A 22,412-nucleotide genomic window follows, 5' to 3' on the forward strand; every position below is an offset into this window, starting at 1 on the left:
CTAGGGTTAACTCCTATAGATTTAGCAATTATTTTTCCACTTTCTGTACCATCTAAATATCGTTTCACCGCTTGGATTTTTTCTTTTGAAGAAAATTTAGCTATAAAAAATGCACCTCCAATTGTTAGACTGTGTCTAACAATTGGGGTGCACTTCATTAAGGAAGGATGGCTTTTTTCTATACTATATAAATGAGTTGTCGGTAAGTCGATATAAATTGCATTTATTAATAACTACATCATGATCAAATAAGTACTACTGTGCCTGAACAGAACCAATCTCGTCTTGCTCTTCTGGTTTCACAAGTGCGTAACGTTCCCACGCCCTGCTTTTCCAGCGGAAGAACATAATAATGGCACGCGTCCATTCGTCGATGGCGATCGCTAGCCAAATACCAACGAGCCCCATATCTAAATGAAAGGCGAAAAAGTAACCTAGTGGTAAACTCATTAACACCATAGAGAATGCACCGATTAAAACAGGATATTTTGCATCACCAGCTGCACGAAGCGAATTAATGATGACGATATTCATCGTACGTCCCGTTTCAAGTAGTACACTTAGTAAAAGAACACTTGCGCCTAACCCGATAATGTGCGGATTATCTGTAAACAGTCCCATTAATTGTGTACGGAATGTAATAACGAGAGCGACCATACATAGAGTTACACCAATCGCCCATTTTACACTTTTCCACAAGCGTTCGTATGCTTCATCCTTTTCGCCACCACCAACAAGGCGGCCAATAATAATGGCTGTTCCCATACCAATCGCAATTGCAAATAAATAAGTGAACATGGAAATGTTAGTAGCGTATTGTCTAGCAGCTAATGATTCCGTTCCTAAGTACGTTGCGTAATAAAGGAAGACGATTTGACAAGCTTGATACATCACTTGTTCAAATGCAGATGGAATACCGATTTTTAAAATTTTCCCAATGTATTCTTTGGATAAAGTGAAGTAATATTGTAATTTCACGCGATATTCCATAACGCGGTATAGTAACCAGAAGAAAACAATAAGTGCGATCAATCGACTGATAGCGGAAGAAATTGCAGCCCCTTGTACACCGAGCTCAGGGAAACCAAATTTCCCGAAAATGAGTACGTAGTTTCCAGCGATATGAATAATATTCATTCCGAGTGAAATAAACATCGCTTGCTTTGTAAAACCGTGTACACGGATAATTGCGGCTAATGAGTTAATGATAGCTTGCAGGAAGATAGCTCCTCCGACGATAGATAAGTAGTTTTGCGCATACGTTAGTACATCGCCTTGTAAGTTCATTGCGAGCATCATATGTTTCGAAAATAAAAGAAAACCAGCGCTTATAACGAGCCCAACTATTAAATTTAATGTGACGGCTAATGCTGATATTTTAGATGCTTCCATAAAGCGTCTGGAACCGAGGTATTGAGATACAACGATAGCAGCGCCGTTCCCGATGACTTCTAATACCAAAATCGCAATATGGAGATATTGATTCGCTGCACCAACCCCAGATACAGCATCGTCTGATAATGCACTTAACATGAAAGTATCAGCGATCCCCATCAACATAAAAAGAAAAACTTCTAGAAAAATAGGCCATGTTAATAAGAATAAACTTAATTTCTCTGTCGGCCCATTTTTTGTCTGAATTGCTGTCATGTCCGTCCCCTCTTTACCGATATCTATTTTTAGCAAAATGTATCGTAACATACTTTCTTATCCTTTGCACTCATTTTAGCCTACATATTTTTAATATGAAGGGACTGCTATTTTATGTTAAAAAGGGTGGGATAATTATACATAAAGTATTATGGAATATAAAATTTATTTTTCTCTGATAATTTAGAAAAATATAAAAATAATTATTTTTTGCACTTTAGTAAAGAGAATCAGCAATATAAAACGTTTACAAAGATATATTTTTTAACAGAAAATTTTAATGAAATAGAAATATAAATATACAAAAAATATATTTGTGTGTATAATATGAATTATTAGAACATATATATATTTCTTTCTGTTTGAAAATGAAAGGGCTAACATTTTTTGGGAGGGTGGAAGTATGAAAAAAAAGATACCAGTTTTTGTAGCATCAACAGTAGCGATGAGCATGATGTTAGGGGCATGTAGCTATCAAAAAGATGAACCGCAAGCGAACGCAAAAGGGGATAGCGGGAAAAGCGGTGCGAAGCAAGTTATTAACTTAATTGAAACACAAGAAATTCCAACGATGGACACAGCATTATCAGCAGATGCAGTTTCCTCAAGAGTAATGAACAATACGATGGAAGGCTTATACAGTTTAGGAAAAGATGATAAGCTAGTTCCAGGTGTAGCGAAGGAATTTAAAAAGTCAGAAGACGGTAAAAAGTATACGTTTAAGTTACGTGAAGACGCGAAATGGTCAAACGGTGAGCCTGTGACAGCGAAAGATTTTGTATACGCATGGCAAAGAGCGATTAATCCAGATACAGCTGCGAAATCAGCTTATATTATGTACGATATAAAAAATGCAGAGAAAATTAATAAAAAAGAGATGAGTCCTGATCAACTAGGTGTAAAAGCAATTGATGATTACACATTAGAAGTTGAATTAGACAATTCCATTCCATATCTTGTGGATTTAATGGTATATCCAATCTTCTATCCTGTGAATGAGAAGTTTGTTAAAGAGCAAGGTGCAAAGTTTGGTTTAGAAGCAAATACTACACTTTATAACGGACCATTTACATTAAGCGATTGGCAGCATGAACGTAGCTTTAAAATGACAAAGAACCCATCATATTGGGACAATAAAGAAGTGAAGATTGAAGAAGTAAACTTTAATATTGTAAAAGATACATCTACGCCAATTAACTTATATGAAACAAATGCAATTGATCGAGCGTCGTTATTAGCGGAGTTTATCGATAAATATAAAGGAAAACCAGATTTCCAAACAGTAGAAGATACATCTGTATTCTTCCTACGTTTAAATCAAAAAGATCCAGCTTTAGCAAATAAAAATATTCGTAAAGCAATTTCACTTGCTTTTGACCGTAAGCCATTCGTGGATACATTATTAAACAACGGTTCTAAACCAGCGACAGGATTAATTCCTGATAACTTCATTAAAGGACCAGATAAAAAAGATTTCCGTGCTGTAAACGGGGATATTGTAAAACCAAACGTGAAAGAAGCGAAGAAATATTGGGAAGCTGGTAAAAAAGAACTTGGTAAAAATGAAATCGAATTAGAATTATTAAATGAAGATGTAGAGTTATCAAAGAAAACTGGTGAATATTTAAAAGGTGAATTAGAAAAGAATTTACCGGGTTTAACAGTAAAAATTAAACAACAACCATTCGCACAAAAACTAAAATTAGAAGATGCGGGCGATTTTGTCATGTCATTCTCTGGATGGAGTGCGGACTTCCCAGATCCAATTACATATCTTGATATGTTTGTAACAGATGGGTCACAAAATAAGATGAAGTACTCTAATCCGAAATACGATGAAATCATTATGAAGGCGAAAAAAGATGGAAGCGATGTAAATGCTCGTTGGAAGAACTTATTAGAAGCAGAAAAAATGTTACTTGATGACGCTGCAATCGTTCCAGTATATCAACGTGGTAGAGCATACTTACAAAGAGAAACAATTAAAGATATGTACAACCATAAATATGGCGGAGATTTAAGCTTTAAGTGGGCATCCGTAGGAAAATAAAAAAAAGCAGGCTAACCACCTGCTTTTTTTTAATACGTGCGTTTCTTATAAATGCCTTTTCCACCAACTTGATTCCAGCCGGATTGTACATCCAAACTTTTGTTAACAAACTTCATTTTTTCTTTTCCACCAAAGAGCTTTTCACCGATGCTATTTGTAATGACACCAATCAATGCTGTTATTCCGATGATGAGGGCAGCAACCGTAATAAAATCAATAAAAAAAGCAATCATTTGCAAACTCCCCCTTTGCCTGTCTGTATGTTTATTGTATGAGATAAAAAATAAAAAAGAAAGAAATGTCAGAAAAATATTTAATTTACTTTAGAAATCGTGTAGACAGGAGGGAGAATGTTTGTTAAAATAAGAACAAACGTTCCTTTCTGTTCTCATTTGTATAGTCTTACATTTCTTAATTGATTTATCAGGAAAAAGTAAGAAAACGTTCTCTTTTTCATAGGGAAGATTATAGATAAATAACTATATATTATATGAAAAATCTAGAGGAAGTGAGTATTAAAAGGGTTGAAAGTTATTGTTCAAGTACAGCTAAATTGAGCGTAATCATGTTACATAGCAGTGGAATACACGGAAGAGTTTTCTCAACTAGCAGGAAATTTACTGTATATTTCTTGCAAAATCTATTGTATAATGATTATAGAAGTTACTTATTAAAAGTAATTGTTGTTTATTATAAGTTGTTGCTTACATGAAATGCGATTTTTGTACTTTTCAATAAGACAAGTTATCGCGAAAAATTGCTGAAGTTAGAAATTAAAACTGTATTTAGTACAGAATTTGTACTCTTTAAGGAGAGTGAGCTTTGTATGGTAACATTATATAGTTCTCCAAGCTGTACGTCTTGTAGAAAGGCGAAATTATGGCTAGAGGAAAATCATATTCCCTATACAGAACGTAATATTTTCTCAGATCCATTAACGATTGAGGAAATTAAAGAGATTTTACGTATGACAGAAAGCGGAACGGATGAGATTATTTCTACTCGTTCGAAAGTTTTCCAAGAATTGAATGTAAACTTAGAATCCTTACCACTTCAAGATTTATATAAGATGATTCGTGACTATCCGGGGATTTTACGTCGTCCAATTATGATTGACGAGAAACGCCTTCAAGTTGGTTACAACGAAGACGAAATTCGCCGTTTCTTACCACGTACAGTAAGAACGTTCCAATTACGTGAAGCACAACGTCTTGTAAATTAATTATAATAATATGAAAACCTTCTACCTATTATATAGTAGAAGGTTTTTTTTAATGTTTCACATTGCGTAATCGAACTTGTTTTACGATAAAGCCGATGCATAAAATAGTGAAAATGAACAAATAAGGAATGCTTGCAGTGAAACTTGGGTTGTTATGAAAAAAGGTTGCAAGTCTGTCTTCATGTGTAACCATTTTCCCTGCAGTATAGGCAAGAATTGCTGCACCGCAATAAATGAGGAATGGAAATCGTTCCATAAGTATTAAAATAAGCTTACTGCCCCAAATAATAATAGGGATAGAAATGAGTAAGCCGATTATGACGAGTAAAAATCTCCCGTGAGCTGCACCTGCAATGGCAATAACATTATCAAACCCCATAACGAGATCCGCGAAAACAATTGTCCGCACAGCTTGAAATAAAGTTGTTTTTCCTTGAATGGCAGAAAGGTCGTTGCTATCATCAGTTAATAAATTGACTGCAATTAATGTAAGTAAAACCCCGCCAATCAATTGTAGAAATGGAATGTCGAGTAAATAGACAGCTAGTATAGTAAGGACAATTCTTAGTACGATTGCTAAAAGAGTACCGATCAAAATAGCTTTATTTCGTTTCGATTCAGGTAAATTTCGGCTAGCTAGTGCGATGACGATTGCATTGTCACCACCTAATACGACATCGATACCGACAATCATTAGTACGGATGTTAAAAACTCTAAGTCCATTCGTCTGCCTCCATTTATGATGTTTTAATAAGCGAACTGTATGTATGTGATGAAGAAAGTTGTTGTTAAATAATCTCTTCTAATAGAAGTTTCACCTTATTACAGTGTACGGGGGAATGTGGAAATGTATGTCCAAATTTTTTGTAAGTAAGAAATCGCTATAATAATATATTTATGTAGTTGATCGAGTAAAGATAGGCATATAACTATTTTTGTAAAATAAATCGATTTTATTTCCATTCTGGAGAATCTTATCATAAAATGAGAGTACAAGAATCTATTGATTTGTCATATGAGTGGGGAATCCCTTCATAACAATTCTAAGCAGGAAGGGAGAGTTGTATTTTGGATATTGAAAGAATTAATGATCATACGATGAAATTTTTTATTACGTACATTGATATAGAGGATAGAGGATTTAATCGTGAAGAAATTTGGTATGATCGCGAACGAAGTGAAGAGCTCTTTTGGGAGATGATGGACGAAGCTCGTGATCATGACGATTTCTTTATTGATGGGCCGTTATGGATCCAAGTGCAAGCAGTCGATAAAGGGATTGAAGTACTTGTCACGAAAGCAGAGCTTTCAAAGGATGGGCAAAAGCTGGAACTACCGATAGGGGTAGACAAAATTATAGATATTCCTCTAGATGAAGGCATTGAATCATTATTCCAACAAGAGTTAGTCGAAGAGGTAGAAGAACAAACAGGAACAAACTTTAATGAAGATGGTACGTTTGGCTTTTTAATTAAATTTAATGATTTTGAAGATGTCATTTCATTAAGTCATCGTCTTATCTTTGAAGATATAAAAGATGAGCTGTATTCATTTGAGGACCGCTATTATGTATATGTGGAATTCGATGAAGTGCTACATGATGAAGAAGAAATCGATCGTATTTTAAGTATTGTTTTAGAATATGGGGAAGAATCAACTTTAACAATTCATCGTGTAAGTGAGTATGGAAAACAAATTGTGAAAGAGCATGCGCTTGAAACGATTCGCAATAATTTTCCTGCTAAAACGTAGGCCGATTTCTGTAGTATGAAATCGGCTTTTTATATGAAGAATAGGAAAGCTTTCTTAGTTAGGAGGTAAGAGATGAAAAATACGTTAAAGCTGATTTTCTTTATCCTGCTATTGTTCGCATTATTTGTTTCGTTACGTATGTTTATTGATGTAGCATTTTATTCAGATGTGATTGGGATAAAAGATGTTTCGATTTTAGGTATTATTAGTATTTTATTTACAGTATCTGCGTTTTTAATTGGTTGCGTTATTTTCTTAGAAAATCGCCATCCATCTAAAACACTTACATGGTTAATTGTGTTAGGGATTTTTCCGGTATTTGGCTTCTTTGCTTATTTATTATTTGGACAAAATTTTCGGAGAAAAAGAATGTTTCAAAAGAAGGCGTTACTTGATGAACAGGCGTTTTTACAATATAAAGGGCATGAAGATTACGAAGAACGAATTTTACGCAATCATAAGCATCAAGAACTGTTATTTCGTTTAGCGGATCGATTAGGTGCTTTAAATATTTCATTTCAAACTGAAACGAGGACATTAACAAATGGAGATGAAACGTTTCAGGCCATTTTAAATGGGTTAAAACGAGCGAAACATCACATTCATATGGAATATTACATTGTGCGTGATGATAAATTAGGAACAGAAATTAAAGATATTTTAATACAAAAATCAAACGAGGGCGTTGTTGTTCGCTTTTTATATGATGCGGTTGGAAGTTTTAAGTTATCGAAATCGTATATTGAAGAATTAAACGATGCAGGTGTAGAAATGATTCCGTTCTTTCCTGTGCGCTTTCCGATTTTAAACGATAAGATTAATTATCGAAATCATAGGAAAATTGTTGTGATTGATGGGAACGAAGGGTTTGTAGGCGGATTAAATATCGGTGATGAGTATTTAGGAAAAAGTAAATATTTTGGCTTTTGGCGAGACACGCATTTGTATTTACGTGGTGAAGCGGTTCAAAGTTTACAGCTTATTTTCCTTCAAGATTGGTTTTATATGACTGGAGAGGCTGTGCTAGCTCCGGAATATTTACAAGCAAAAGCAGTTGAGGGTGATCATTGGGGAGGAGTACAGCTAGTTGCAGGTGGCCCCGATAATAAGTGGGAAACGATTAAGCATTTATATTTCGCAATGATCGCTTCTGCTCGGAAATCTATTTGGATTGCAACGCCGTATTTTATTCCGGATGATGATATTTTATCCGCATTAAAGGTTGCTGCACTTGCTGGTATTGATGTTCGTTTATTAATGCCGAGTAAACCTGATAAGCGTACTGTCTTTTACGCGTCGAGATCGTACTTCCCAGAGCTTTTAGACGCAGGAGTAAAGATATATGAATACGAAAAAGGTTTTCTTCATAGTAAAATTGTCATCGTTGATTCTGATTTAGCTTCAATTGGGACAGCTAATATGGATATGAGAAGTTTTCATTTGAATTTTGAAGTAAATGCCTTTTTATATGATACAGATAGCATTAAAAGACTTGTTCAAGACTTTAAAGACGATTTAGAAGAATCCAGTGAAATTCACGTCGATCGTTTTCATAAAAGGCGTCTGCATAGACGAATTGTTGAATCAACGTACCGGTTATTATCGCCATTATTATAAAAAGAGATGTCCGAAATTGGGACATCTCTTTTTTAAAAGGAATTTGTAATAAATTGTAGAATATAAGGAGCTGAAAGGGTGTGATTCCGATATTTATCGCTAAAAGAGAAAACGGAGAAAAAATTCATTTACTCTATAATTGTAATGAAGAGCTTTTGCGCCGTATGCGCCAACAGGAACAATTCTTTTGTGTAGCTTGTGGAAAGGAAGTGCAAATGAAATTAGGGAAACAAAAAAGTTGGCATTTTGCTCATAAAAAATTGGATTCATGTCTTGCCTTTTATGAAGCGGAATCAACGTATCATATGCACGGTAAAGAATTGTTATATAGATGGTTCAAACGTCAAAACTTTCAGGTGGATATAGAGTACTACCTTCCAGAAATTAAGCAACGACCAGATGTTTTTGTAGAGAGGGCGGGCAGAAAAATTGCAATTGAATACCAATGCGCAAACCTCGCTATAGAGCAGCTGTATAAAAGAACATATTCGTATTGGCAAGCTGGTATACAGGTCATTTGGATCGCTGGTGGAAATCAATTGAAAAAGCAATCTGCATATTGGATGAAATTCTCCTCACTTATGGCTTTCTCCTTACAATCTTATCCTCAACCATTTCTTATTTTCTTCTGTTCGAAAGAAAAATCATTTATGAAATGTGCATTTGTCACTCCATTTTCTACAAACATCTTTTTCGCGCATACTGTATATTTACCAACCGATAAAACTACTTTTGAAATGCTTTTTTCTCCGGTTCCTTTCGAGAAAGAGATACTAAGGGAAGAGTGGAAGAAGAGAAAGAAATACTTTCGCCAAAATGCCCTGCCGATTTGGAATTATAATTATAAGTCATTATTACGCCTCTTATATCAATTTAAATGTACCCCAGCGAGCTTTCCTTCTGAAATTGGTGTTCCACTTCCTTCTGGATTTGCTTTTCAAACAAACCCATTTATATGGCAAGCTTTTCTATATATGAAGTGTATAGGGGAGCTTGCAGTAGGAGAGTGTATTTCTCTTCAATACGTGTGTAGTTATGTAAAAAGGTATACGAAAAGGCGGATACTTCCGTACTTTTCACAGCAAACATGGAAAGTGGCAGTTAATGAATATATGACATTTTTATGCTATATAGGTGTATTGCATAAAGTGGGAACTTATACGTACCGAAAAATAAGGGGTGTAGTGATGTTAAAAACAGAGGAGGAAATTATGAAACATGATGAGATTTGCTTAATACATGCGCTATCTTTATTTGAGGCAAATTTTAACATGAGAGGAGGAAAAGGGGATATAATAAAGAATGATTGTGAAGGAATTACATAAGAAAAAACGAATTGTACTTAAGTAGAGATATTTAAAGGAGGGCTTAAAGAATGTCTGAACAAAACAAAGCGAAAGCATTACCAGATCGCAACGAGATTGAAGAAGCAAGTACGTGGCGATTAGAAGATATTTTCCAAACGGATGCAGAATGGGAAAAAGAATTCCAGGCTATTAAAGAGCTATTACCGAAGTTAACTGAATTTAAAGGGAAACTTGGTGACTCTGCGGACAATTTACTTGAGGCATTGCAATATGAAGATGAAATTTCAATGCGATTAGGTAAGCTATATACATATGCTCATATGCGTTACGATCAAGATACAACAAACTCTGTATATCAAGCATTAAATGATCGCGCAACAAATTTATATTCACAAGTATCTAGTAGCACAGCGTATATTGTGCCTGAAATTTTATCGATTTCAGCAGATACACTGCAAACATTCTTGAAGGAAAATAGAGATTTAAGTGTATATGAACATGCATTAGAAGAAATTACACGTCAACGCCCGCACGTATTATCAGAAGCTGAGGAAGCTTTATTAGCGGAAGCATCTGAAGTAATGAGTTCGTCAAGCAATACATTCGGTATGTTGAATAACGCGGATTTAAAATTCCCATCTATTAAAGGTGAAGACGGAGAAGAAATAGAAATTACACATGGTCGTTACATTCAGTTTTTAGAAAGTGATGATCCTCGTGTTCGCGAAGATGCATTTAAAGCTGTATATGAAACGTATGGAAAATTTAAAAATACATTCGCAAGTACGTTAAGTGGAGCAGTAAAACGTAATAATTTCAATGCGCGTGTTCGTAAATATGATTCTGCTCGCCAAGCTGCACTGAGCAATAATAATATTCCGGAAGCAGTATACGATCAACTCGTTGAAACGGTAAATGACAACTTACATTTATTACACCGTTACATCGATATTCGTAAGCGTGCATTAGGACTTGATGAGCTTCATATGTATGATTTATATACACCACTTGTACCAGAAGTGAAAATGAATGTGAAATACGAAGAAGCACAAGACCTTTTATTAAAATCTTTAAACGTACTTGGTGATGAATATGTTGATATTTTGAAAGAGGCATATGAAAATCGCTGGGTAGATGTGTATGAGAATAAAGGAAAACGAAGCGGGGCATACTCATCTGGTGCATATGGAACAAATCCGTATATTTTAATGAACTGGCATGATAATGTAAATAACTTATTTACACTTGCTCATGAGTTTGGTCATTCGGTGCATAGTTACTATACAAGAAAAACACAACCGCACGTATATGGTGATTATTCCATCTTTGTAGCAGAAGTGGCATCTACTTGTAATGAAGCGCTTCTAAATGATTATTTATTAAAAACGACAGAAGATAAGAAAGAGCGTCTATATTTATTAAATCATTATTTAGAAGGGTTCCGTGGTACTGTATTCCGTCAAACGATGTTTGCAGAGTTTGAACATATTATTCATAAGAAAGTACAAGAAGGACATGCTGTTACGCCAGATATGCTAACGGAAATCTACTATGATTTAAATAAGAAATATTTCGGTGACGCTTTAGTAATCGACGAAGAGATTGGTTTAGAATGGTCTCGTATTCCACACTTCTACTACAACTATTACGTATATCAATACGCAACAGGATTTAGTGCAGCGACAGCTCTATCTAAACAGATTTTAGAAGAAGGACAACCAGCAGTAGAACGTTATATTAACGAGTTCTTAAAAGCAGGAAGCTCTGATTATCCAATTGAAGTGCTGAAAAAAGCAGGAGTAGATATGGCATCTCCTGAACCAGTAAAAGAGGCACTACAAGTATTTGAAGAGAAATTAAATGAATTAGAAGCATTATTATTTGAAGAAAAGTAATGAAAAAAGACGAGGGATTGTATCCTCGTCTTTTTTTGAATAGATTAAATGTCGATATATGTCGAAAAAACAAGGTGAATTTCTTTGTTTTTTCTAACTGAAAGGATAGTTTTACGGCTGATTTTTGAAATTAAAACCCTTTGAATCGTTTTTTATGATTGAAATAAGAGAGAGTGATAACAATGATTCCGAATAAAAGAGGTAAGGCAATAATTTTAGGAAAAGCTTGTAGTAGAGAGAGGATGTACAAGAAAAAAGAAACGATGACAGCTAGAAAGAGAAGAGCAATATAAGATTTTTTCATAAATAAACCCCCTAAATGACCTTTTTTATAGCTTATTCAAAAATGAAAACGTTTAGAATGTGACAAAAGTGTGAAATTCGACAAAAGGGGTTGTCATCTGACGTCGAATCTTGTAATATAATAAGCGTGAACGAATTCACATACAAACATATACCCCTTTGTTTGAACGTGAAAATTTCTCCCATCCCCTTTAATATTTTTATAAGCCGTAAAGAAGAAGACCTGGTGTTTACACCAGGTCTTCTTCTTTTGCTATCCATTTCCAATAACGTTCGCATTTTACTTCTATCATTTGTACTTTTCGTTTCAGTTGTAATTTTTTAAGTTCGCGCTCAATTTCTTGTTGCGAGCAGTCATAAATAAATGCTACTTCTTTTGAAGATATAAATTGTGTTGCTTCTAGTAGCACTTCTAAAGGTGGTAATGGTTCTGGCTCAATTTCACATTTTACAAGTTCTTTCAATAATTGTACGTATACATCGTAGGAATAATTTCCAGCGATTTTAATACCTTCTTCATCTGAGTTCGCATGAAAAAAGACGAGGGAGGGTATTTCTGTAATATGCATTTCATTCGTGAATTTCAAGTCACATTGGAAAGCTTTTTTTGCACTAGCAGAATGTAGATCTTTTTTAAATTCTTCTACATCAATATTGCTATCTTTCGCACATGCAAGTAATAGTTCGCAGTCAGGGTTTGATACATTTTCAAGGAAAATGTATTCTTGGAGTTTTCGCAAAAACTTCGAACCTGCTTTTCGGCCTTGCAACTCCGCTGCCTTAATTGCCATCGAAACTAAATATGGTGTTGACGATGCTTCTTGCATATGTACCTTTCCATCACATGAAAAACCTTGTAAACTTGTTGTCTTTTCCCACACAAATCGAATATTAGCAGGTTTATTCCATTTGTGTGAGGAAGCGTTCGTTCCATCCACTTTTCCTGTTACGATATGACGAATAGAGAAGTATTTCCCGTATTCAAGCCATAGTTTAATAATAAAAGGCTCAATTTCCCAGCAATCTTTACAAAGTGGATCAATAAATAAATATGCTTCTACAGACTTATGCTCACATGCGGAAGGAGATGGCATATTTATATGCTTTGCTTCCTGCTTATCCATTACACTTCACCTGTTTCGTTTGGAGTATTAACCATATGCTGAGCGGTTAATGCTAAACGTTCAAAGACAAACTCTCTTATATGACCATGCACTCCAGTATCATCCATTGCTTGCTCCATGCATGATAGCCAAGCCTCTGCTCGTTTTGGAGTAATCTCAAACGGAAGATGGCGTGCTCTTAACATAGGATGACCATGTTCTTCAGTGTACAAATTAGGACCACCTAAATATTGTGTTAAAAATTGCTTCTGCTTCCTAGCGGTTTCTGTTAAATCTTCCGGGAAGATGGGAGATAAGTCAGGGTGTTTACTGACATAGGAATAAAATGTATCTACTAATATTGCAATGCATTGTTCACCGCCAATTGCTTCAAATGGTGTCATCGGTTGCTTGCTCATCCTTTATAAACTCCTTTTTCCATGAAATGTATATCTATTGTAGCAATGGAATGTTCGAGAGGGCAAATAAACAGCCTTCTCAAAGATTCTTTGCTTATTCTACGGGTGTAAACTTTTTTAGTGAGATGTATCCACTAGTGAAACATATTCACTAGTGGAATTTTCACTTTAGCGTGCTTTGTTTTGTTTGGCAAGGAAAAAGCGTTTTACTTTGTTATTTGTATGGCGAACAGGTATGTTATGTTGCGTTAATAAATGAATAAATGCAGCTTTTCCTGTTTCTTCATCTTGTACTTCAAATTCAATTTCATAATCATCGTGATTGTAATAGAAACTATGATCAAAGACAAGCGTTCCGCCTTTAAATAATGTTTCTGCTCTTTCTGTTGTTAAACTACCCATATATGTTAAAGCAGAAACAGGAATTTGTAATTTGTGTAATTGATCTACTACTGCTCCTTGAATGATTGTGTTTGTTTCCATCATCATTTTTGCTTCGTCTTCTGTTACGACTTGATGCGTTTCTAATAAACCGATTTCTGCAGGTTGTTTCAACGTTAACGTATAAGTTTCTCCTTTATGACGAATACGAAGTGCAGAGCCAGCTTCTTTTAACGAGAAGTCAGGTGTTTCAAAGTAGTGATTCACTTGTTTCGTAAATGCTTCAATAGAAAACGATTTACATAATGTATCGAATTCTTCTTTTGTAACGATATTTTTGAATTCAATTTCAATTTCTTGTGTCATTGTATAATCTCCTTTTGAAAAATAATTCTTTACACATTATCGCTTTTTCATAAATTTGGTTCAATGTTTTATTTGTTTGCGTCCATGTTATGATACAATAATACTGTTAAGTAAGACAGGAAGTTGAGATGGAGGAGTTAGAGCATGCAAAATAAAATCCAAGTTAAGAGCGTAGAAAAGAGAGAGAATGCTCTTATTTTTTGTGCGGAAAATAGTGAAATAGAGGTAAAGGAGTTAAGTGCACGTAATCACGTACTTGTAGACTCAGACAATTTATCATTTTTATATATCTTAGAAAATGAATCATCTTTCATTTATGTAAGTATTCCGCACACATGCTGGGAAGCAATGCATGAAGCGATGAATAACGATGTGGTTATGTTCGTTAGCGTGAATGACATTGAAATGGAATTAGAAGGATTAAAAGAAGAAGTAGAATATTTAGTTGAAAATATTGAAGGTAATGCAAATTACGGAGAAGAATTAGTAACTGCTGTAGAAAAAGTATTTCTATAAGCAAATGGATTGATTTTGGTGGTGGTTGAAATGAATCGAAATTGGGAAGAATTTTTAGCACCTTACCACCAAGCGGTGGCAGAGCTGAAAGTGAAACTAAAAGGAATGCGTACTCAATTTGCAATGTTAACAGAGCATTCTCCAATTGAGTTTGTAACAGGAAGGGTAAAGTCGGTTGCAAGTATTATTGATAAAGCGGAGAAGAGAAATGTACCGCTAGACCGATTGAGAGAAGATATGCAGGATATTGCTGGGCTTAGAATGATGTGTCAATTTGTTGATGAGATTAAGCCTGTTGTAGAATATCTTCGAAAACGAAATGACTTTGAAATCGTGGAAGAACGTGATTATGTCACGCAAAAGAAAGATAGCGGTTATCGTTCTTATCATGTTGTCATTAGTTATCCTGTTCAAACGATTCAGGGTGAACAAAAAGTATTGGTAGAAATCCAAATACGCACGCTAGCAATGAACTTTTGGGCAACAATTGAGCATTCTTTAAATTATAAATATAGTGGACGTTTTCCTGAAGATATTAAAATACGCTTGCAACGTGCAGCTGAAGCGGCGTTTTTATTAGATGAAGAAATGTCTTCTATTCGTCTTGAAATTCAAGAAGCGCAAAAAGCTTTTTCAAGAAAGCAAGAAACGAAAGATTCCGAATCATAAACTAAAGGGTGTTGGGCGATGAAATTTACAATTATGTCAAAGGGAGATCAATCATCAGATACACTGGCAAGCACGATGAAAGAGTACTTGCTAGATTTTGGATTTATAATGGATGAAAAGGAACCCGATATTGTAATTTCTGTTGGGGGAGATGGAACGCTTTTGTATGCGTTTCATCGTTATTATAATCGATTGGATGAAACAGCATTTGTTGGTGTACATACAGGACATTTAGGTTTCTATGCAGATTGGTTACCGACAGAAGTAGAGAAATTAGTAATTGCGATTGCAAAAACACCATTCCAAGTGGTGGAATATCCGCTTTTAGAAGTTATTATTCGCTATGTGAATGGAAGTAAAGAGTCACAGTATTTAGCGATGAATGAGGCGACTGTAAAAAGTGCAGAAGGTACATTAGTAACAGAAGTAGAAATACGCGGAGAATATTTTGAAACATTCCGCGGGGACGGCCTTTGTATTTCTACTCCTTCAGGAAGTACTGCGTATAATAAAGCGCTTGGCGGAGCAATTATTCACCCATCTATTGAAGCGATTCAAATTGCAGAAATGGCGTCCATTAACAATCGTGTGTTTCGTACTGTAGGATCGCCACTCGTATTGCCGAAGCATCATACATGTGTGTTAAAGCCGGCTGCAGGAATGAACTTACAAATTACAGTGGATCATTTAACAATGGTCCATCAAGATGTGAAATCAATCCAGTATCGTGTCGCAAACGAGAAAGTACGATTTGTTCGTTTCCGCCCGTTCCCGTTCTGGAAACGAGTTCGTGACTCGTTTGTTGCAGATAAATAGAAAGGGTTATATATTTGAACAGATTTACATTGAAATGGGATATAGGGCTGGCTGAAGAGGGAACTTTAGTTAGGGAATTTTTGAAAACGAAAGGTATTTCTAAAGCCGCTTTAACGGATATAAAGTTTCACGGCGGGGCAATTGAAGTAAATGGTCAACATGCGAGTGTTCGTCATCAGTTGCGCGCTGGTGAAGAATTACGTGTCTTTTTTCCAGTGGAGGAAAGAAGTGAAGGGATGATGGCAGAAGATATCTCTTTATGCATTGTATATGAAGATGATGCGGTTCTTATCATTGATAAAGAGGCGAACATGTCAACAATTCCGTCTAGAGAACATCCGACAGGGAGTGTTGCCAATGCGATTTTATCTCATTATGATAAGCAGCATCTTGCAAGTACAGTGCACATTGTAACACGGTTAGATCGTGATACTTCAGGGCTTATGCTTATTGCAAAAAATCGTTTTGTGCATCATCTTTTATCTAAGCAGCATCAACAAAAAGCTGTGAAACGAACGTATGAAGCAATTGTTCACGGTGAGATGGTAGAACGAGAAGGAATGATTGATGCACCAATTGGTCGGAAATCTGATAGCATTATTGAGCGAACGGTTTGTGAGGATGGACAAAGGGCAGTTACTCATTTTAAAGTAATTGATAGTACATATGATAAGACACATGTAGCGCTGGAGCTTGAGACAGGAAGAACGCATCAAATTCGTGTGCATATGGCTCATATAGGACATCCATTACTTGGTGATAACTTATATGGAGGAAGAAGGGATGAAATGAAACGGCAAGCACTTCATAGTAAATCTTTGATGTTTTATCATCCTATTTTAGAGAAAGAAATGTCTTTCACTATAAAGATCCCAAGCGATATGCAAGAGCTACTTAGGAATGCTTAAAAAGGGAACAAAATTCTTATATTATAAAGAATTTTGTTCCCTTTTTTCTTAGCGGAATAATATTAAAATTTGGTTTTCACCCGTACGCTTTATAACGAAAAATCCACTTTCGGCTTTTGTAGCAATGCCATTGTCATTTGGATGACAATATCCATGCGTTTCGCAAGTGCCGTCATCACGTACTAACATTTGTCCAATTAATCCGACAGGAAGCCACTCGGTGCGATCTTTTCTTGCTACATATTTGCAAGCTGGATCCCATTCTGTATTTAAAAGAGGTTGTATTTCTTCTGTTTCCGTCCATACATATTGGCGTTTTCCAAAGTTATCTGTTTTATAGCGTTTTTGCCAACTTAAAGCCCCGCTATTTCCTATAAGAGCAGGGGTTGCACTAGATATTCCTAAGATGAATGAATCGTGTGAAGTAGCTATCCGAATTTTTTCTTCGCTACTAAATGTAACGAAATAACCGACATCAATAAGGTTATGATCTTCTGTTTCAAACATTTGTGCAAAATCCGTTCCGCTTGCATTGTAAGACGCGCCCTCAATGTACATTTCTCCATTATGGGCAAGCCATTTAGCACCGATATTATGGTCGGTGTCGTTTACACCATTTGCAATAAACCAAGAATAAGCTTCTTCTGCAGTGCCGAAGCGCCCCATAATATGGCTACCTGCAAAATGAGCTGTTGATGTATGATGACCTTCCGCATGAGAAGAGGATCCGTTAGCGATAGTTGCGGTTCCTTCTGCGTGTGCTGCTTCGCCTAAAGCAATCGTCTGTTTACCCTCCGCATGAGAATAAGCACCGCTTGCTGTCGTTTCACTTCCCTCACTATGCGAACTATGTCCAGTTGCTTTTGAGTTTGATCCTTCGGCATGAGAGAAAGAACCTTTTGCATGTGTTAATAAGCCTTCCGCATGTGCTGCCATGCCCTCCGCATGAGAGTGAAGCCCCTCCGCATATGCATATCGGCCGCCCCTTTTCACTTTTGTATTTTCAAGTGTAGGTGTTTCAATTATGAGTGGTTTTTCAGTTTGTATATCATTTGATGAAGCTAATGCTTCTTTTATTTTTTTTACTTTGTTTATAATAGCAGCTGGAATTTCTGGTTCCACTTTTTTATTTATTGCTACAGAAATAGTTTCTTCCGCTTTTTCTTCTGTTTGGTTAGAATGTAGTACCTGTTCATCTTGATTTGAGAGCTGTTTATTTTTTTGTTGCATCTTTATTTTTTTACGATCGATTATGCGACTCATCACAGCATTTTCTAAAGAGACATATGTTGGTTTTACTTTGCTTTTTTTTGATGACTCTTGTTCTTCCAGTTCCTCTATCGCTGCAGCCCGAATACTACACCAGTTGTTAATTCCGTACATGGGCAGATATAAAGGGGGGAATTTTCTTTTTTGTTTAGAAGATTTTTTCTTCATTCTGTCACCTCCTGCGACATTATATGTAGGGTAATTAAAAAAAGATGCACTTTATTGCATCTTTTTTTAATTACTTTACCTAGTTTTATATGAGATCTGCCTAAATAATGCTAAGTAAGGTAGTTATGAAATTGGACGGAATTTCTCAGCGACAAAAGGTAACGAAGAAGGGACAGAGATAGTCTCCATTTCAGGATAACGTAATCCGGTTAATTTGCCACCAAATACAGCACCAGTATCAATATTGACTGTCTGATTGACGAATCGAGGTTCTGCTACTGGTGTATGTCCATATACAATCCAAGCTTGCCCCTTGTATTCTTGCGCCCAATCACGACGGACAGGTGAGCCATCGGCATGCTTTTCTCCTGTAATATCGCCATATAATACAAAGGTTTGTACTTTTTTATCTCGTCTTCCTATGTAATCTTGCCGAATCCCAGCGTGACATACGATTACTCTTTTTTCATCTAGTATGTGGTAGAGCGGTGATTGTTCATAAAGAGTGGTAAACTTTTCTTTTATAATGTTTTGCTTATGAGAAGGAAGTGCTTCATATTCAGCAACAGTTGTTTCAAGTCCGTGAGCGACTGTTACATTACGTCCAAGGAAAAATCGATATAGTTTATTACAGTGATTTCCAGGAGCGTAATAAGCTTCTTTTTTATGTATGACAAGTTCCCATACAATTTCGATCATACGTAATGAATGAGGACCACGGTCTGTAATATCGCCAACGAATGCAAGTTTACGTTGGTCAGGGTGAATCGGTAGACCGCTACTCCAGTTATATCCTAGCTTCTCTGTTAAATTTTGAAACTCTTGGAAGCATCCATGAATATCTCCTATAATGTCATATTTCATATCTAAACCTCCATCGTATTTTTCATTAGTATATCTAAAAAAGGATAGAGATAAAAATATAGCGTTTTTTTGTTGTTCATTTAAACATAAAGATTTTCGTTCTTGAGCGAACATTTAAAATGAATCCAATCGCAATCATGTATGTAAGTAGTGAACTTCCTCCGTAGCTCATAAGAGGTAATGTTATCCCTGTAATGGGAAGTAATCCGATTGTCATCCCGATATTTTGGAATACTTGGAAAGTAAACATTCCGATTGTACCAGCGCAAATGTAACTACCGAAAGGGTCATTACTTTCTAAAGCGATATGAATCATTCGAAAAATGAGTAAGAAAAAAAGTGAAATAATGACACTTGCGCCTAGAAATCCAAATTGTTCAGCGACATTAGTGAAAATAAAATCTGTATGTGGTTCTGGAAAATATACTTGTCCATTTTCCCACCCTTTTCCTTGCATTTCTCCGGATCCAGTCGCTAAGAATGCTTGTCTTAATTGATAGCCTTGTGCATCATATTTGTAAGGTGCTAACCATCCGTAGAAGCGATTTAGTTGATATTCTTTTAAAATGTGTGCTTTAAAGAAATCTGTGTGAGTAAAAAAAATATATATTAATGTAGATCCAGCAACGAAAGTACCTGAAACTAATCCGAAAATAAAACGCCATCGTATGCCAGAAACTAGTATCATTGCTGCAAGCATCGCTGAAATGACCATTGTGTTTCCTAAATCTGGTTCCTTTGCGATAAGTAGTAGTGGTGGCAAACTTGTTGCAAATATTTTTCCAAGTAATAAAAAATCGTCACGCATTGTTCGGGAAAAATATTTCTCATTATGATTTGCTATAATTCTTCCAATGACGATAATTAAAAACAATTTCATAATTTCAGAAGGCTGAAAATTTCCGATGCCTGGGAGCCTGTACCAAGCGGTAGCGCCTTTAATTGTAACGGCACCTGGTACTTGAAGTTCTAGTCCAATAAGTAGTACCATTGCAAAGCTATACAAATACCAAGCAATTTTTTGATAACGATCGAAATCGATAATCATAATAACACCAATGGCTATAAATCCAATGAAGTACCATTGGATTTGCTTTAGTACAAAGTTGACGTTTTGTAAAAATGGCGGTAAAGAGGCTTGCGCACTTGCAATAGCACAACAACTAACAATCCCAATGGCAAATAAAATAAATAGTAATACGTAGTCTATTTGATATTGAGAATTTGGATCTTTCAATGTAGGTATTCCTTTCTACTGCTCTTTATAGTAATGGATTTTATAGTATGAGAAAGAATGTATGAACTATACGAATGATTCACATATAGTCCATACACTTTTGATTTTGCAGAGTAGTTTAATTGTTTAACTCTTTAATAATTATATCCAAACAATGGGAAAGACGTACATGTGCGTCAGGAAAAATATCTAGTTGATGAAGATAGTATTTTAAGGAACTTTTACACCATTGGTAAGCACTAAGTAGAGCTGCTCTATAGTCCGTAGTATTTTGTAAAAAGCCATATTCTTTTGCTGTTATAACAAGGTGTGTGAAATCTTCACAACCTTGAAGGAGCTTATTGTGTATTTGTTGTCCTGCATGGTAGCGAAATTGACTTAAAGGCTCAGAAATGTATATTGCATTTCCTTTAGAAAGTAAAGAAATCCATGAGGCCATATCAACACTACAAGAATATTGTCGCTCTTTAAGGGTACCAAAAGGCTCAGTGAGCAATTCTTTTCGAAACAAAGTAGTTGTAGGCTCACCGATAATGTTGTGCCCGCCCTTTAACATCCAATTACCTAAAAATATCCCGTTTAATGGGGTGTCTTCACTATATAACCTTTGTGTTGGATGGGCATCACCGATTAGATTTCCATGATCATCAATACGTACTCGATAAGAAGTAACAAGAGCAAGATTTTTATTGGAATCTTGCTCAAAATAGGTCATCATTTTTTGTATTTTATGCTTATAAAACACGTCATCGTCCATTAAAAAATTTATATACTCACCATTTGATTTTTCTATGAGCATAAGGTCATTGTGAAATTGTCCTAGAGTAGGGATATTTCGAATATATGTGATGTTTTTATAATTTGGTAAGTATTGTTCATGTATTAGAGTTTCTGTTTCATCATTTGTACTATCATCTCCGATGATGATTTCAATATTTGAATAAGTTTGTGCCAATACACTTTCTAGAGCGATTTTGAAATAATGGGGCCGATTATAAGTAGGAATAAGGATGGAAACGAGAGGTAGATTTTTTTCACTCGTCATACATAACTTCCTTTCAGAAGCTTTTTTTTGTAAGAACAATATCTTGGTAACTTGTATATTCAGGTCTACCGCACCATAAACCATAATGTGGCTTATTGATTATTTCTAGGCCGTGCTTATTCAATAGATTGCAAATATCTGTCTCCGGATAAGCAACTGCGAAATTGGGAATATCTTTATTTACAACGTAGCAATTTTCAATTCGATGATAAAAACCTAATGTACTTTGTCCTGCATTTAAATAATAGGACGATTCAGGATTTATTAGAAAGAATGTAATGAAACATCTCCCGTCTTTTTTTAATACACGTACAATTTCAGATACGTAATGTTCTAATTCTTTTGGGAGAAGATGTGTAAATACAGAAGTTAAAAAGATAAAATCGAATGTCCCATCTTCATAGGGAAAACGATATTGAGAGGCATCTTCTGTTCCTTCTGGATTATAGAATTGATTGTATATGTCAACATGTTCAAAGTGAAAATTATTACGCATAGTTGAAATGTTATTTTGACACCAAATAATTCCATCTTTAAACAAATCAAATCCATAATACGCTCCATCATCATTTAAGTAATTCAATAATGGTACAGCCATTCGGCCGACGCCGCAGCCTACATCTAATACTTTTTCATTTGATTTTAAAGCGCCAATTTGAATAAAATGCTTTAGGAACTCTTTTCCAACTTTTTTGAAGTCGCCACCTACATATTGGACGAGTTCAGGAGGGGGGAGTAAAGTCATTTCTTTGTTAAGTTTGCTCATGAGTATACCCCTTTCTTGTATGAGAAGATGCAGTAAATCTATTAATAAAATTTTCAATTTGTAGTGAGAGAACACAGGAAAACAATTG

Annotated in this window: 23 protein-coding genes; 11 read left to right on the forward strand and 12 right to left on the reverse strand. The window is 35.5% G+C overall.

The window, feature by feature from the left end; translation table 11 throughout:
* Window positions 1–195 (forward strand): hypothetical protein (locus tag ACTJJY_RS00005; protein ID WP_440604993.1); only part of this gene is annotated, 195 nt, incomplete at its 5' end.
* 60 nt (window positions 196–255) lie between these two features.
* Here the strand turns inward: ACTJJY_RS00005 and ACTJJY_RS00010 are convergent.
* Window positions 256–1,701, reverse strand: a complete 1,446-nt coding sequence (locus ACTJJY_RS00010; protein WP_440604723.1) for an MATE family efflux transporter — start codon at window positions 1,699–1,701, stop codon at window positions 256–258.
* Between the two features lie 352 nt (window positions 1,702–2,053).
* Here ACTJJY_RS00010 and ACTJJY_RS00015 point away from each other — a divergent pair, with 352 nt between their 5' ends.
* A complete protein-coding gene (locus tag ACTJJY_RS00015; RefSeq protein ID WP_377821785.1) occupies window positions 2,054–3,700 on the forward strand; it encodes a peptide ABC transporter substrate-binding protein in 1,647 nt (548 codons plus the stop codon).
* Window positions 3,701–3,729: 29 nt separating this feature from the next.
* On the opposite strand, the gene ACTJJY_RS00020 is transcribed toward ACTJJY_RS00015, so the two are convergent.
* Window positions 3,730–3,933 (reverse strand): hypothetical protein, encoded by a 204-nt coding sequence (locus ACTJJY_RS00020; RefSeq protein WP_000559971.1) that lies wholly within the window; start codon window positions 3,931–3,933, stop codon window positions 3,730–3,732.
* A gap of 593 nt (window positions 3,934–4,526) precedes the next feature.
* Here ACTJJY_RS00020 and spx point away from each other — a divergent pair.
* A complete protein-coding gene (gene spx / locus ACTJJY_RS00025; protein WP_000258267.1) occupies window positions 4,527–4,922 on the forward strand; it encodes a transcriptional regulator Spx in 396 nt (131 codons plus the stop codon).
* A 49-nt stretch (window positions 4,923–4,971) separates the two neighbouring features.
* Here spx and ACTJJY_RS00030 read toward each other — a convergent pair whose 3' ends face one another.
* Window positions 4,972–5,646 carry a TerC family protein gene (locus tag ACTJJY_RS00030; RefSeq protein WP_000362612.1) on the reverse strand — a complete coding sequence of 225 codons (675 nt, stop codon included), beginning with the start codon at window positions 5,644–5,646 and terminating at the stop codon, window positions 4,972–4,974.
* A 345-nt stretch (window positions 5,647–5,991) separates the two neighbouring features.
* Between ACTJJY_RS00030 and mecA the strand changes: the two genes are divergently transcribed.
* The 4 genes from mecA (at window position 5,992) to pepF (ending at window position 11,494) form a co-directional block, all read left to right on the forward strand.
* Window positions 5,992–6,675, forward strand: a complete 684-nt coding sequence (gene mecA, locus ACTJJY_RS00035; RefSeq protein ID WP_000350715.1) for an adaptor protein MecA — start codon at window positions 5,992–5,994, stop codon at window positions 6,673–6,675.
* A gap of 72 nt (window positions 6,676–6,747) precedes the next feature.
* The gene (locus tag ACTJJY_RS00040) at window positions 6,748–8,292 is read left to right on the forward strand and encodes a cardiolipin synthase (RefSeq protein WP_440604724.1); all 1,545 of its coding nucleotides are present in this window, start codon (window positions 6,748–6,750) and stop codon (window positions 8,290–8,292) included.
* 80 nt (window positions 8,293–8,372) lie between these two features.
* On the forward strand, window positions 8,373–9,617 hold the full coding sequence (locus ACTJJY_RS00045) for a competence protein CoiA (protein ID WP_440604725.1): 1,245 nt from the start codon (window positions 8,373–8,375) through the stop codon (window positions 9,615–9,617).
* Window positions 9,618–9,667: 50 nt separating this feature from the next.
* A complete protein-coding gene (gene pepF / locus ACTJJY_RS00050) occupies window positions 9,668–11,494 on the forward strand; it encodes an oligoendopeptidase F (protein ID WP_053565016.1) in 1,827 nt (608 codons plus the stop codon).
* 130 nt (window positions 11,495–11,624) lie between these two features.
* On the opposite strand, the gene ACTJJY_RS00055 is transcribed toward pepF, so the two are convergent.
* The 4 genes from ACTJJY_RS00055 to ACTJJY_RS00070 form a co-directional block, all read right to left on the reverse strand.
* Window positions 11,625–11,798, reverse strand: a complete 174-nt coding sequence (locus ACTJJY_RS00055) for a hypothetical protein (protein WP_000750354.1) — start codon at window positions 11,796–11,798, stop codon at window positions 11,625–11,627.
* Between the two features lie 229 nt (window positions 11,799–12,027).
* A complete protein-coding gene (locus tag ACTJJY_RS00060; RefSeq protein WP_440604726.1) occupies window positions 12,028–12,921 on the reverse strand; it encodes a ClpXP adapter SpxH family protein in 894 nt (297 codons plus the stop codon).
* A complete protein-coding gene (locus ACTJJY_RS00065) occupies window positions 12,921–13,319 on the reverse strand; it encodes a globin domain-containing protein (protein ID WP_000043386.1) in 399 nt (132 codons plus the stop codon). Before ACTJJY_RS00065 ends, ACTJJY_RS00060 begins: the two co-directional genes overlap by 1 nt.
* A 168-nt stretch (window positions 13,320–13,487) precedes the next feature.
* Window positions 13,488–14,066 carry a CYTH domain-containing protein gene (locus ACTJJY_RS00070; RefSeq protein ID WP_000191122.1) on the reverse strand — a complete coding sequence of 193 codons (579 nt, stop codon included), beginning with the start codon at window positions 14,064–14,066 and terminating at the stop codon, window positions 13,488–13,490.
* Between the two features lie 144 nt (window positions 14,067–14,210).
* Between ACTJJY_RS00070 and ACTJJY_RS00075 the strand changes: the two genes are divergently transcribed.
* From ACTJJY_RS00075 to ACTJJY_RS00090, 4 genes are read left to right on the forward strand one after another with little or no spacing between them, the layout of a single operon-like run.
* Window positions 14,211–14,582, forward strand: coding sequence for a hypothetical protein (locus tag ACTJJY_RS00075; RefSeq protein ID WP_001180005.1), 372 nt, complete (start codon window positions 14,211–14,213; stop codon window positions 14,580–14,582).
* Between the two features lie 30 nt (window positions 14,583–14,612).
* The gene (locus tag ACTJJY_RS00080; protein WP_001081482.1) at window positions 14,613–15,251 is read left to right on the forward strand and encodes a GTP pyrophosphokinase; all 639 of its coding nucleotides are present in this window, start codon (window positions 14,613–14,615) and stop codon (window positions 15,249–15,251) included.
* A gap of 18 nt (window positions 15,252–15,269) precedes the next feature.
* Window positions 15,270–16,067: an NAD kinase gene (locus ACTJJY_RS00085; RefSeq protein WP_000673190.1), complete on the forward strand. Its 798-nt coding sequence runs from the start codon at window positions 15,270–15,272 to the stop codon at window positions 16,065–16,067.
* Between the two features lie 14 nt (window positions 16,068–16,081).
* Window positions 16,082–16,975: an RluA family pseudouridine synthase gene (locus ACTJJY_RS00090; RefSeq protein ID WP_440604727.1), complete on the forward strand. Its 894-nt coding sequence runs from the start codon at window positions 16,082–16,084 to the stop codon at window positions 16,973–16,975.
* 48 nt (window positions 16,976–17,023) lie between these two features.
* Here ACTJJY_RS00090 and ACTJJY_RS00095 read toward each other — a convergent pair whose 3' ends face one another.
* From ACTJJY_RS00095 to ACTJJY_RS00115, 5 genes are all read right to left on the reverse strand, one after another.
* A complete protein-coding gene (locus ACTJJY_RS00095; protein WP_440604728.1) occupies window positions 17,024–18,412 on the reverse strand; it encodes a peptidase G2 autoproteolytic cleavage domain-containing protein in 1,389 nt (462 codons plus the stop codon).
* A gap of 123 nt (window positions 18,413–18,535) precedes the next feature.
* Entirely contained in the window at window positions 18,536–19,276 is a 741-nt protein-coding gene (gene prpE / locus ACTJJY_RS00100; RefSeq protein ID WP_440604729.1) for a bis(5'-nucleosyl)-tetraphosphatase PrpE, read from the reverse strand.
* 76 nt (window positions 19,277–19,352) lie between these two features.
* On the reverse strand, window positions 19,353–20,513 hold the full coding sequence (locus tag ACTJJY_RS00105) for an FtsW/RodA/SpoVE family cell cycle protein (RefSeq protein ID WP_000654703.1): 1,161 nt from the start codon (window positions 20,511–20,513) through the stop codon (window positions 19,353–19,355).
* Window positions 20,514–20,631: 118 nt separating this feature from the next.
* Complete coding sequence (locus ACTJJY_RS00110) at window positions 20,632–21,558, reverse strand: glycosyltransferase family 2 protein (RefSeq protein WP_440604730.1); 927 nt, start codon at window positions 21,556–21,558, stop codon at window positions 20,632–20,634.
* A gap of 13 nt (window positions 21,559–21,571) precedes the next feature.
* Window positions 21,572–22,324, reverse strand: coding sequence for a class I SAM-dependent methyltransferase (locus ACTJJY_RS00115; RefSeq protein WP_440604731.1), 753 nt, complete (start codon window positions 22,322–22,324; stop codon window positions 21,572–21,574).
* Between the last annotated feature and the right edge of the window lie 88 nt (window positions 22,325–22,412).

It is taken from the genome of Bacillus sp. 22475, from assembly GCF_052044835.1.
Taxonomy (GTDB): Bacteria; Bacillota; Bacilli; order Bacillales; family Bacillaceae_G; genus Bacillus_A; species Bacillus_A cereus.

Excerpts from the sequence above, each read along its gene's own strand:
- ACTJJY_RS00010 (WP_440604723.1), bottom strand. The coding sequence starts at position 1,701 with ATGTTACGATACATTTTGCTAAAAATAGATATCGGTAAAGAGGGGACG.
- ACTJJY_RS00015 (WP_377821785.1), top strand. The coding sequence starts at position 2,054 with ATGAAAAAAAAGATACCAGTTTTTGTAGCATCAACAGTAGCGATGAGC.
- ACTJJY_RS00020 (WP_000559971.1), bottom strand. The coding sequence starts at position 3,933 with ATGATTGCTTTTTTTATTGATTTTATTACGGTTGCTGCCCTCATCATC.
- spx (WP_000258267.1), top strand. The coding sequence starts at position 4,527 with ATGGTAACATTATATAGTTCTCCAAGCTGTACGTCTTGTAGAAAGGCG.
- ACTJJY_RS00030 (WP_000362612.1), bottom strand. The coding sequence starts at position 5,646 with ATGGACTTAGAGTTTTTAACATCCGTACTAATGATTGTCGGTATCGAT.
- ACTJJY_RS00040 (WP_440604724.1), top strand. The coding sequence starts at position 6,748 with ATGAAAAATACGTTAAAGCTGATTTTCTTTATCCTGCTATTGTTCGCA.
- pepF (WP_053565016.1), top strand. The coding sequence starts at position 9,668 with ATGTCTGAACAAAACAAAGCGAAAGCATTACCAGATCGCAACGAGATT.
- ACTJJY_RS00055 (WP_000750354.1), bottom strand. The coding sequence starts at position 11,798 with ATGAAAAAATCTTATATTGCTCTTCTCTTTCTAGCTGTCATCGTTTCT.
- ACTJJY_RS00060 (WP_440604726.1), bottom strand. The coding sequence starts at position 12,921 with ATGGATAAGCAGGAAGCAAAGCATATAAATATGCCATCTCCTTCCGCA.
- ACTJJY_RS00065 (WP_000043386.1), bottom strand. The coding sequence starts at position 13,319 with ATGAGCAAGCAACCGATGACACCATTTGAAGCAATTGGCGGTGAACAA.
- ACTJJY_RS00070 (WP_000191122.1), bottom strand. The coding sequence starts at position 14,066 with ATGACACAAGAAATTGAAATTGAATTCAAAAATATCGTTACAAAAGAA.
- ACTJJY_RS00075 (WP_001180005.1), top strand. The coding sequence starts at position 14,211 with ATGCAAAATAAAATCCAAGTTAAGAGCGTAGAAAAGAGAGAGAATGCT.
- ACTJJY_RS00080 (WP_001081482.1), top strand. The coding sequence starts at position 14,613 with ATGAATCGAAATTGGGAAGAATTTTTAGCACCTTACCACCAAGCGGTG.
- ACTJJY_RS00085 (WP_000673190.1), top strand. The coding sequence starts at position 15,270 with ATGAAATTTACAATTATGTCAAAGGGAGATCAATCATCAGATACACTG.
- ACTJJY_RS00095 (WP_440604728.1), bottom strand. The coding sequence starts at position 18,412 with ATGAAGAAAAAATCTTCTAAACAAAAAAGAAAATTCCCCCCTTTATAT.
- prpE (WP_440604729.1), bottom strand. The coding sequence starts at position 19,276 with ATGAAATATGACATTATAGGAGATATTCATGGATGCTTCCAAGAGTTT.
- ACTJJY_RS00110 (WP_440604730.1), bottom strand. The coding sequence starts at position 21,558 with ATGACGAGTGAAAAAAATCTACCTCTCGTTTCCATCCTTATTCCTACT.
- ACTJJY_RS00115 (WP_440604731.1), bottom strand. The coding sequence starts at position 22,324 with ATGAGCAAACTTAACAAAGAAATGACTTTACTCCCCCCTCCTGAACTC.